The sequence below is a fragment of the Gillisia sp. Hel_I_86 genome (genome assembly GCF_007827275.1).
Lineage (GTDB): Bacteria > Bacteroidota > Bacteroidia > Flavobacteriales > Flavobacteriaceae > Gillisia.
Window position 1 is genome coordinate 3,326,789 of the sequence record NZ_VISE01000001.1, and the last position, 11,792, is coordinate 3,338,580.

Sequence of the window (11,792 nt, forward strand, 5' to 3'; positions counted from 1 at the left end):
CCTGAAATATGGTTATTTGTAATGATATAGTTTTGCGATTCCGTGAAAAATCAAAGTTTAAGACATGAAAGAAATTAGAAATCAATTAGTTAAGCATATTAAGGGTGGGGAAGCTTTTATGCCAATCGATAATTTGTTAAAATTTATTTCATTTGAAAAATTATGTGAACGTCCTGAAAATCTTCCATATTCCTTCTATGAGATATTCTATCATATAAGATTCGCTCAGAGAGACATATTGGATTATATCAAAAATGATAATTACAAGCATAAGCAGTGGCCACAAGATTATTGGCCCAAGAATAACAGTATTGAATCTTCTGAAGTGTGGGAATCATTAAAATCGAAGTTTTTTAAAGAACAGCAAGAATTAATCGAATTTTTACTAGAGCCAAAAAATGACATTTTTCGTCCTGTGAATTTACAAACTAAGCACATTGTACTAAGAGAAATTTTCCTGGTAATCGAGCATAATTCGTATCACACCGGTCAATTGATGATTGTTTTAAGAAGTTTAGGTTTGTATCCCGCATAATTCAGGTTTGCAATGCTGGGATGCGATTAAAATTTAGGATATTTGTACTTTCAAAAATCTAAAATTTTAAAGTGTCACTATACTATTGATGAATGAGACAGTGACAGTTTAAATAGGATTTATTAGATTGTAATAATAAAAACATTAAAAATGGCAGATGATAATAAGGTGATTTTCTCCATGTCTGGGTTAACAAAGACCTTCCCGGGAGCAAATACACCAGTACTAAAGAATATTTATTTAAGTTTCTTCTATGGGGCTAAAATAGGGATTTTAGGATTGAACGGATCTGGAAAATCAACATTGTTGAAGATCATTGCAGGGGTGGAAAAGAACTATCAAGGAGATGTGGTCTTCGCTCCCGGGTATACCGTTGGTATGCTGGAGCAAGAACCAGATCTTGATGATGAAAAAACGGTTTTAGAGGTTGTAAAAGAAGGGGTGGCTGCAACTGTGGCAATTCTTGATGAATACAATAAGATAAACGATATGTTTGGCCTTCCTGAGGTTTATGAGGATGCAGATAAAATGCAAAAACTCATGGATAAGCAGGCAGCTCTACAAGATGAGATCGATGCTTCTAATGCTTGGGAATTAGATACCAAACTGGAAATTGCAATGGATGCACTTCGTACTCCAGACTCGGACAAGAAAATTGGAGTATTATCTGGAGGGGAGCGCAGAAGAGTTGCTTTATGTAGATTGTTATTACAAGAGCCAGATGTGTTATTATTGGATGAGCCAACCAACCATTTGGATGCCGAATCTGTACATTGGTTGGAACATCATTTAGCTCAATACAAAGGAACCGTGATCGCTGTAACTCACGATAGGTACTTCCTTGACAATGTAGCCGGGTGGATACTGGAACTGGATCGAGGTGAAGGAATTCCTTGGAAAGGGAACTATTCTTCTTGGTTAGATCAAAAATCCAAACGTTTGGCACAGGAGCAAAAAACAGCAAGCAAGCGTCAAAAAACATTAGAACGGGAATTGGAATGGTCCCGTATGTCCCCAAAAGGAAGGCAGACCAAGCAAAAAGCGAGATTGAACAATTACGATAAATTGTTGAGTCAGGATCAGAAAAAGATGGACGAGCAATTGGAGATCTATATTCCTAATGGTCCCCGTTTGGGAACAAACGTTATTGAAGCTAAAGGAGTAAGCAAGGCTTTTGATGATAAACTGCTTTATGAAGATTTTAATTTCACCTTACCACAGGCTGGAATTGTTGGAGTTATTGGGCCTAACGGTGCAGGTAAGACCACTATTTTTAAAATGATCATGGGTGAGATAGCTCCAGATCAGGGAAGTTTTGAAGTAGGAGATACGGTAAAGATCGCATATGTAGATCAAAGCCATTCCAATATGGATCCCGAAAAAACGATTTGGCAAAATTTCAGCGACGGGCAGGAGCTTATTAATATGGGGGGAAAACAAGTGAATTCCAGAGCCTATTTAAGCCGATTCAATTTTGGGGGAGGAGAACAGAACAAAAAAGTGAGCATGCTTTCCGGAGGGGAACGTAACCGTTTGCACCTTGCCATGACTCTTAAAGAAGAAGGAAACGTGTTGTTATTGGATGAGCCAACGAATGACTTGGATGTAAATACCCTGCGTGCGCTGGAAGAAGGTTTAGATAACTTTGCGGGCTGTGCGGTGGTGATTTCTCACGATAGATGGTTCTTGGATAGAATATGTACGCATATCCTAGCTTTTGAAGGTAATTCGCAGGTTTATTTCTTTGAAGGGGGTTTCTCAGATTATGAAGAGAACAAAAAGAAACGTTTGGGTGGAGATTTGATGCCGAAGCGTATCAAATACAAAAAATTGACTCGATAAATGACTGTCAAAATTTTATATTTTCGTCAAGCTGTCCCGACGGTTCGGGAGTTTCAGCTTTTAATTAATTATAACTATATAAGATTTTAGAGATCCTGAAATGAATTACCATTGACGTATTTTTATAAGTTGCTTATTTATAGCTAATTATAGTATCTAATTCCTTAGCTATTTTTTAATACGCTTTTTGTTCTCATTGCGGCAATTCCAAGAATTTGTAAAACACTCCCTTTGGTCTATAAAGCTTTGATTAATTTTAATGGTTGTTGATTTTTTTGTTTGTCCAAAAAAACGGAACCAAAAAAAGGACACTTTTTTGTAGGTGTTTACAATTATGCTACCGCATAATTAGAACCGTGCTCCCCCAGCTAAATTTTCTCCAAGGCTTCGAAAATTTTACGCTGGGGAAGCACTACACGGCAAAAAAGAAGTTCTTAAAAACGATAAATCTGCTAAGAACCATCATACGTCAATTTCCTACGCTCAGGATGACCATTTTATCAATTTGCAGATTATTTTAAGCATAAAAAATCTCCGAAGATCTTTCTTCGGAGGTTTTATTTTATAATTCAAACTAGTATTACTCTATGTTCCTGTAAGTCAATTCCAATTCGTCATCTGCAATTTGTGGATCGTCTACTCTTGTTAAAATGAGAATATCCCCATCAATTGTATATTTGAAGTCATCTGAACCATTTATTTTTAGGGTGTCCTCAGATAGCGTATAATCGGAGGTACCCGATTTTGCTATATAAAAATAATCTTCTCTGGGATTCTGCACACTAACCCTGTTTTCTGAATCTTTAAACTGGAGGGTAAAATCGTTGAAAGTAGTATCAGGATCAAAACCGCAAAAACAACGGAGATTGGTCAACCCACTTTTCTTACTGAAAGCTAAAAACTTTTTTTGTTGTCATTTCGAAGGAGTTTTTGAACGACCGAGAAATCTCTTTCAAAAAAGAATTTAATCTTGGTAATTCTGGCCGTCAAACTTCGACATGCTCAGTTCGACCAAGATTTATACAGCTTTTAAATACGAAATAAAGATTTCTCCCTTCGGTCGAAATGACAAAAAATGATATTATTTATACCAGCGTTTTTTATTGGCTTTAGAACCACTTCCTTTTCTCCCTTTTTTATGCTTGCTGCCTTTCTTTTTGTGAACGATAGGTTCAGCATCTTTCTCTAAAGGATAAGGATGTTCCGTCTCTACAGGAATTTTATTCCCGATCAATGTTTCAATGAATTTTATGTATTTTTTTTCATCTGCACTACAAAAAGAAATTGAGGTTCCCACACTGCCTGCACGCCCGGTACGCCCAATTCGATGTACATAAACCTCTGACATACTCGGGATGTCAAAATTGATCACAAAATCCAAGGAATCGATATCTAATCCACGTGCTGCAAGATCTGTTGCAACCAATATATTTACTTCTTTGCTTTTAAATCTTTCCAACGCCGAAGTTCTATCAGACTGACTTTTATCTCCGTGAAGTTCATCGGCTTTAAAGCCATTTTTCACAAGAGATTGCAAAGCTTTTTCAACTCCAAACTTGGTTCTCCTAAAGATCAAGACAGATTTGTTTTTAACCACATTACGCATTACATAAAGCAGTAGTTCTACTTTATCCCGCTTTGGAACCATATATAGCTTTTGCTCTATAGAGGGTGCGGCAGAAGAATTTACGGTCAGCTCAATTTTCTCAGGGTCTTGCAATAAAGATTTGGCCAGATCCTGAACTTTTGGTGGAATAGTTGCTGAAAACATAAGCCTTTGCACCAAATTGGGAGCAAGCCTGATTATTTTTTGGACTTCATCTATAAAGCCCATATCCAGCATAAGATCTGCTTCATCGAGAACCAAAATTTCCACTTCTTCAAGATTGATGTAACCTTGTTTTCTTAGGTCCAATAGTCTTCCGGGAGTAGCTACCAGAATATGTAAGCCATCTTTTAAGAAGTTGATTTGTGGTTGCATGGAAGCACCACCAAAAACTACTCCGGATTTTATATTGGTGAATTTTGAATAGTCTTTAATATTCTCTGCAATTTGCACGGCCAATTCTCTGGTTGGGCTTACAATTAATACAGATAGAGTGTCTTTTATTTTTGGATCTTCCACCCGCTTAATCAAAAGTTGTAGCAGCGGAATAGCAAAAGCACCTGTTTTCCCGGTTCCTGTTTGCGCACAAGCAATAACATCGTTCCTTCTTAATATTTCAGGAATTACCTTTTCTTGGATTGGAGTAGGAGTGGTGTGTCCTATTTCGGATATTCCCTGCTGAATGGTTTGGGATAAAGGTAAATCTTCAAAAAGCATAATTTTATTTTAGACTTCAAAGATACTATAATTGTACGTTGGCTTTGCTAGCTTAAAAAGCGAAGTTAGCTAAAAGTGGTATTTAGTTAATATATAAAACCTGAGAGCTTGCAGAACCATCTAAATTCACTGTTACAATAAACAAAGCCCCATTTTCATTATCCGAAAGATGCTCATATTTTTTTTCTTTTAAAATAGCATTTGCAAATTCTGGCGTGGTATTGCTATGTCCCACCACTAAAACCGTTTTGCCTTTGGTTTCTTTCTGAAATTCTGCATCATAAATTTTGTGGGGATCATATATATTAAGCTCCAAATCTTTTGAAGAAGCAGTAGGTTGTGCCGTGGCTTTGGTTCTGTGATAATTGGTGCTGTAAACCATGTCGAAAGGAACATCTTTAAAGACCTTCGCCCAATTTTCTGCCCTTTCCGTTCCTTGATCAGTCAATAAAGGATCTTTTTTAGTAGTATCACTTCGGTCTTTTTCTGCATGCCGAATTAAATAATAGGTGGTTACTTCATTATGATTTTCCAATGAAGATGTCTCCTTATTTTCAATTTTATTAGCCTTGTTTATGCTGAAGGTAGAGAGTACAATAGTGAGTATTAAAGCAAAACTTTTCATGTTTTATTGTTTAAAGATGACTTCCATTAATATTACTTGATTCAATTGTTTTCCCAAAGTATTAAAATTATTGTCTGAAATTAGAATTAAGGTTTTGTTCCCATTTGGAAGATCTGGGCCAAAGGTCATTCCTTCAATATTATCAATAATCCCATCAGTTAATTTCTTTTTTACAGATTTAAAATCGAATACCAACTCCTTGGTGGCTTTTGTGTATTTTTCTTTTCGCAGGTTTTCGAAATCCAAGGTATTGGTGGCGTTTTCAGCATTTATATCAAAAATCCGAACGGTATTTCCATAACTACCATGCCCTGCAGAAAAAGCCCTTTCCAATACCAGGAATTTATGAGGTGCATATTGGATCAATTCTGTAAGTCCATTTACAGCAAAGTATTTCCATGGGACCTTGGAAATATTCTCCAGGGAAATAACAAATTGCTCATCGGCTTTTCCCGATTCTTTATTAAAATGTGTTATTCTTATAGGGGAGTTGGTAGGAAATAATTTAGGTTTAGAGCCATCTTTTGTAAGCGGAAGTTCCATCCCTACCCAAAAGCCTTCATTTTGAAGGTCTTTGGTAAGGCCCTCAAAAACACCGTTATTCCGTGGTTGTTGGCTTCCTGTTGAAGTAAAATAATCTGGCAATTCAAAATTCTTAAGGAACTCCCCATTGGAATCTATATAAAAAATTGAAGGCTTCTGATTTTTAGAAATAGCGCCTTCACTGGTTAAGACTATATTTTCATTTTCTATTCTTATAGATTCCAGGTCCAGCGTATTCACTTTTAAAAATCCTGCAGCCCTATTTAACTTTATCACATCAGAAATGAGTATGGTATCGATTTTATTCCCCTTGATCCTTATTTCCGAAGTATAAATTCTTGGATTTCCGGGGTGATCGCAAACTATATAATAAACACCGTTTTGATAATCTATTCCAGAAAGGCCACCAACTTTAGTTCCTTCAATTTCGATATTTGCATCAATAATATAGTCATCCAAATATCGGAGTTCGATATTCTTAGAATTCAATTTTTTGGATGTACCGCAAGAAGTAAGAAATACAGCGGCAATTGCAAACAGTAATACTCTTTTCATGGACTTAGGTAAAGGGTAAAAATAACAAATCCTTAAGATAATAATAGGAGTTTGTTGAGAGAATTCGCGGTTTGTAAAATGTACATTTAAATATTATTAACCATAAAAATGAAAATTATGAATAATGACCAATTAGAAGGAAAATGGAAACGAATTAAAGGGGATTTTAAGCAAAAATACGGCAAACTTACTGACGATGACGTAACTTATTCTGAAGGAAAGTTTGACGAAATGATGGGGCGCCTGCAAGACAAAACAGGTAAAACGAAAGAAGAATTAAAAGACGAAATAGATAGGTGGTAGACAATAAATCGCCACTTATTGAAAAAGGCTGCTTATTTTATTAAGCAGCCTTTCTTTATTGGTCTTTGTTTGCTAGTTCTTCCTGATTCCTGAAAACCAGTGTGTCATCGAATTCATCCAATAATATGATGCTATCTGTTTTAACTCTTCCCGAAAGGATTTCTTTAGAAAGTTTGTTCAGCACCTCTCTTTGCAATACCCTCTTTACAGGTCGTGCCCCATATTGAGGGTCGAAACCTAGTCTTGAAAGATATGCCAATGCTTCTTTTGTAGCATCCAGCACAATACCTTGCTTTAAAAGCATTTTTTTAAGTCCATTCAACTGTAGGCCTACGATCTTTAGAATGTCCTTCTTGTTTAATGGTGCAAATAGAACAATATCATCTATTCTATTGATGAATTCTGGGCGAACCGTTTGTTTTAATAACCCAAGTACTTCTACTTTTGCACTTTCCATGGCAGTGTCAAGATCTTTTACTGTTTCAAATTTCTCCTGAATAATAGGAGAACCCATGTTGGATGTCATTATAATAATAGCATTCTTGAAATCGGCCAATCTTCCTTTATTGTCTGTAAGCCTGCCTTCATCCAACACTTGCAATAAAATATTAAAAGTATCGGGATGTGCTTTTTCAATTTCATCCAATAGGATGACAGAATAAGGTTTTCTACGAACAGCTTCGGTAAGTTGGCCGCCTTCTTCGTAACCTATATATCCCGGAGGTGCTCCTACCAATCTACTAACCGCATGACGTTCTTGATATTCGCTCATATCTATTCTGGTCATAGCAGACTCGTCATCAAAAAGATATTCTGCAAGAGCCTTCGCCAGCTCGGTTTTACCAACTCCAGTGGTACCCAAAAACAAGAAGGTCCCAATTGGCTTCTTTTGGTCTTGTAATCCGGCGCGACTTCTTCTTACAGCATCACTCACAGCTTGGATCGCCTCTTCCTGCCCAACTACACGCTTGTGCAATTCATCTTCTAGCTTCAGCAATTTTTCACGATCACTTTGCAACATTTTAGTAACAGGCACTCCGGTCCATTTTGCAACAACTTCAGCGATATCCTCGTAAGTTACTTCCTCTTTTATTAGCGTTTTGCTATCCTGATTGTTTTCTACTTGTTTCTGTAGTTCTTCTAACCGCTCTTGTGCTTCTTTAATTTTGCCATATCTAATTTCTGCCACTTTTCCGTAGTCGCCTTCACGTTCTGCCCTTTCGGCTTCCAGTTTAAATTGCTCGATATCAGATTTAGCCGATTGAATATTATCTACAACCTCTTTTTCGTTCTTCCATCGTGCATTCAATTCGTTGCGCTCTTCCTTAAGGTTGGCAAGATCGGCAGTTAAAATTTTTAACTTGGACTCATCGTTCTCCCGCTTGATAGCTTCGATCTCAATTTCTAATTGGGTTACTTTTCTATCCAGCACATCTAATTCTTCCGGCTTGGAATTGATCTCCATCCTAATTTTTGATGCGGCTTCATCCATAAGATCTATCGCCTTATCTGGTAAAAACCTATTGGTGATATAGCGTTGCGAAAGTTCTACAGCTGCGATAATAGCCTCATCTTTGATACGCACTTTATGATGAGTTTCATATTTTTCTTTGATCCCACGAAGAATAGAGATAGCACTTTCTGTATCTGGCTCATCTACTATCACTTTTTGGAAACGTCTTTCCAAAGCTTTGTCCTTTTCGAAATATTTCTGATATTCATCCAAGGTAGTGGCACCAATGGCTCTTAACTCTCCACGAGCTAAGGCCGGCTTTAAAATATTTGCGGCATCCATTGCTCCTTGTCCGCCACCGGCACCAACAAGCGTGTGGATCTCATCGATAAATAATACGATATCTCCTTCGCTTTCGGTAACTTCTTTTATTACTGCTTTTAAGCGCTCTTCAAATTCTCCTTTATATTTGGCTCCAGCGATCAGCGCTCCCATATCTAGGGAAAATATTTGTTTGTTCTTTAAATTTTCTGGAATATCCCCATCTATGATCCTATGGGCTAGTCCTTCCGCAATTGCGGTTTTCCCAACCCCGGGTTCACCAACCAGCATCGGATTGTTTTTTGTTCTTCTGGATAGAATTTGGAGTACCCTCCTAATTTCTTCATCACGTCCAATAACAGGATCCAGTTTCCCTTCTTCAGCTAACTTATTGAGGTTTTTAGCGTATTTGTTAAGTGAGTTATAGGTTTCCTCAGCGCTTTTAGAAGTTACTCGATCTCCTTTACGCAATTCATCTATAGCCGCTCTAAGACTTTTTTCTGAAGCGCCCTGATCTTTCAAGATCTGAGCAACCTTACTGGAAGATTTGAATATTGCCAATATTAGATGTTCAATAGAAACATATTCATCTTTCATTTTACCGGCGATGCTACTTGCGTCATTTAAAGTTGAAGAAGCAGTTCTTGAGAGCATTATGTCTCCCCCGGTTACTTTTGGGAAATTTTCTAAAGTCTTATCCAGTATTTGGGTAAAAAGCCCAATATTGATATTTAATTTTTTGAGCAGAAAGGGAGTTACATTTTCATCGACCAAGGTAATGCCTTTGAAGATATGTTCATTTTCTATTTGCTGATGACCCAATTCCTGAGCAAGTTGTTGTGCTTGCTGAATGGCCTCTTGTGATTTTATGGTAAAGTTGTTTAAGTTCATTAGTTTTAGTTTTAAATACAAAACATGAATATCAAAGCATATACCAACAGAATGGAGCTGTCAAAATGACTGTTATCATTGAGTTTGGGCAGACATTTTGCCTGTTGTGCTAAACTATAAGTTACGCATTTAGATTTTTATTTTTAAGTTCTTTTATCTAAACTTTTATTCCGGGATAGATGGTTTTATTGCCTGAAATCCTATTTTTGCACACTAAAATTATAATATATGGGATTTTTTGATAGAATGTTCAAGTCTGAAAATAATGACAATAATCCAGAGAATAAATCTGTGCCTTGGATTCAACTAACTCAAATTGAGACCTTAGAGGAAATAGCCAAAGATTCTTTTAACCAGCCAATTGCAATTTTAAAACATTCTACATCTTGTGGGATTAGTAGAATGGTTTTAAGACAATTTGAGCAAAATTATAATCTAGATCCAGATTCAATTAAATTATATTTCTTGGATCTTTTGAGATACAGGGATATTTCCAATAAGATTGCTTCCAGGTTTAATGTCCCTCATGAGAGTCCACAATTGATTATGATCAAAGATGGAAAAGCTGTTTATGATGCTTCCCATAGTGCGATCACTATAGAGAAATTGAAAACAGTGTAATCTGACCTTGTGGATTTACATCTCCCAGGTTTATCTCGATTTTTTTAATTCATGCCTGGTGGTCTTGTTTGGCTTTTGATTTTAACACGTATATTTCTTAAAATTTTTATTTGTAATTATTTAATAGGGGAGGTTAAAGTTGTTATAAAGCTTTATTAAGTAAGAATTTACACACGTATCTTCATACTATTATTTATTAACCATTTAAATATAGTATCATGGAAAATCAAAAAGATCCTCAAAAGAAAGATCAAAAATCAACTCAGAAACCGGGAACTAAGTCTAATCCTCAAACAGGAGGACAAAAGAAAAATTCTCAAAATACCAAAAGGTAAGTAGGGTTAATCGATCTGAAAGAAAAATGGCTATCCAATTAGTATTGGATAGCCATTTTTTATGGTTGTAAGAGATTATTTTTTCTTCGTTTGGGGTTCGTAAACCGGTAAAAGCTTAGTGCTTACCTCTCCAAAACCTATTCTTCTGTCTTTTCCTTCACAGTACCCACGCATAATAACCGTATCGTTATCTTCAATAAATTTCCGCTCAGTTCCATCACTTAATTTCACAGGTTTTTCACCTTTCCATGAAAGTTCCAGCATGGATCCATAAGAATCGGGGGTTGGCCCGGAAATAGTTCCAGAACCCATCATGTCTCCAGAATTAATTGGGCATCCATTCACAGTATGATGAGCCAGTTGCTGACTCATGTTCCAATACATATATTTGAAATTGGATTTAGAGATCGTTGTCTCTTCTTTATCTTCAGGCTGTATTGCAACCTCTAAATGAATATTGAAACTTTTCTTTCCTTTAAATTGAAGGTAAGGAAGTAATTCCTTTTCCGGTTCCGGGCTTTTAGTCCTAAAAGGCTCTAAGGCGTCCAGGGTTACGATCCAAGGTGAAATTGAAGAGGCAAAATTCTTCGCCAAGAAGGGCCCTAGCGGCACGTATTCCCATTTCTGAATGTCTCTTGCACTCCAGTCATTAAACAAGACCATTCCAAAGATATAATCTTCAGCTTCGTCTATGGGAATTGACTCTCCCAATGGGTTTCCATCTGTTGTAATAAATGCCATTTCCAATTCGAAATCCACCAATCTGGAAGGGCCAAAAATGGGTTCTGTAGCCCCTGCCGGTAAAGTTTGACCTTGCGGTCTATGTACTGGGATACCACTGGGAATTATAGAAGAACTTCTTCCGTGGTAACCTACAGGGATATGCAACCAGTTTGGTAAAAGTGCATTATCTGGGTCACGGAACATGGTCCCCACATTGGTAGCATGTTCTTTACTAGAATAGAAATCGGTATAATCTCCTACCTGTACCGGTAATTGCATTTCAATTTCATCTAAAGTGAAAAGCACTGTATTTCGATGATCTTGGTTGTCTTTTAATTTTGGATTTTTGGCATCAAAAATATCAGCGATTCGGTTTCTCACCAAACGCCAGGTTTTTTTACCATCAGATATAAAGTCGTTTAAAGTATCTTGAAGAAAAATATCATCGGTAAGAGGGATTTCGTCAAAATATCCTAATTGATGTAGGGCACCCAGATCAATGGCGTAGTCACCAATTCTGGTTCCAATTGTAACCATATCGTCTCTTGTTAAAAAAACTCCGAACGGAATATTTTGAATTGGAAAATCGGTGTTACTTGGAATGTCCAGCCAGGTTTTTCTATTAGGATCATTTGCTGATATAGGCATATATTATTTTGTTTTATTTTTAAATGTATTAATTTCAAAGTTATTATTTTCCAGCAATTAACCGATTGGAATTA

At 36.6% G+C, this 11,792-nt stretch carries 10 protein-coding genes; 4 read left to right on the plus strand and 6 right to left on the minus strand.

Translation table 11 applies throughout. The features are described from left to right. Positions 1-64 precede the first annotated feature (64 nt). On the plus strand, positions 65-535 hold the full coding sequence (locus JM83_RS14960; protein WP_144962951.1) for a DinB family protein: 471 nt from the start codon (positions 65-67) through the stop codon (positions 533-535). 150 nt (positions 536-685) lie between these two features. Then, positions 686-2,377, plus strand: coding sequence for an energy-dependent translational throttle protein EttA (ettA, locus tag JM83_RS14965; protein ID WP_144962952.1), 1,692 nt, complete (start codon positions 686-688; stop codon positions 2,375-2,377). A gap of 580 nt (positions 2,378-2,957) precedes the next feature. Here the strand turns inward: ettA and JM83_RS14970 are convergent. The 4 genes from JM83_RS14970 to JM83_RS14985 all read right to left on the minus strand — a co-directional run bounded on the left by JM83_RS14970 (position 2,958) and on the right by JM83_RS14985 (position 6,423). Next, complete coding sequence (locus JM83_RS14970) at positions 2,958-3,251, minus strand: hypothetical protein (RefSeq protein WP_144962953.1); 294 nt, start codon at positions 3,249-3,251, stop codon at positions 2,958-2,960. Positions 3,252-3,458: 207 nt separating this feature from the next. After that, positions 3,459-4,700, minus strand: a complete 1,242-nt coding sequence (locus JM83_RS14975; protein ID WP_144962954.1) for a DEAD/DEAH box helicase — start codon at positions 4,698-4,700, stop codon at positions 3,459-3,461. Positions 4,701-4,782: 82 nt separating this feature from the next. After that, the gene (locus JM83_RS14980; protein ID WP_144962955.1) at positions 4,783-5,325 is read right to left on the minus strand and encodes a SixA phosphatase family protein; all 543 of its coding nucleotides are present in this window, start codon (positions 5,323-5,325) and stop codon (positions 4,783-4,785) included. A 3-nt stretch (positions 5,326-5,328) separates the two neighbouring features. Beyond that, positions 5,329-6,423 carry an esterase-like activity of phytase family protein gene (locus tag JM83_RS14985; RefSeq protein WP_144962956.1) on the minus strand — a complete coding sequence of 365 codons (1,095 nt, stop codon included), beginning with the start codon at positions 6,421-6,423 and terminating at the stop codon, positions 5,329-5,331. Positions 6,424-6,540: 117 nt separating this feature from the next. Between JM83_RS14985 and JM83_RS14990 the strand changes: the two genes are divergently transcribed. Next, complete coding sequence (locus tag JM83_RS14990; RefSeq protein WP_144962957.1) at positions 6,541-6,726, plus strand: CsbD family protein; 186 nt, start codon at positions 6,541-6,543, stop codon at positions 6,724-6,726. A gap of 55 nt (positions 6,727-6,781) precedes the next feature. Here JM83_RS14990 and clpB read toward each other — a convergent pair whose 3' ends face one another. Next, positions 6,782-9,391, minus strand: a complete 2,610-nt coding sequence (gene clpB, locus JM83_RS14995; RefSeq protein ID WP_144962958.1) for an ATP-dependent chaperone ClpB — start codon at positions 9,389-9,391, stop codon at positions 6,782-6,784. Positions 9,392-9,619: 228 nt separating this feature from the next. On the opposite strand from clpB, the gene ytxJ reads away from it, so the two are divergent. Then, positions 9,620-10,012, plus strand: coding sequence for a bacillithiol system redox-active protein YtxJ (gene ytxJ, locus JM83_RS15000; RefSeq protein WP_144962959.1), 393 nt, complete (start codon positions 9,620-9,622; stop codon positions 10,010-10,012). A gap of 410 nt (positions 10,013-10,422) precedes the next feature. Here the strand turns inward: ytxJ and fahA are convergent, their stop codons facing one another. Further along, entirely contained in the window at positions 10,423-11,718 is a 1,296-nt protein-coding gene (gene fahA / locus JM83_RS15005) for a fumarylacetoacetase (RefSeq protein WP_144962960.1), read from the minus strand. Positions 11,719-11,792 lie beyond the last annotated feature (74 nt).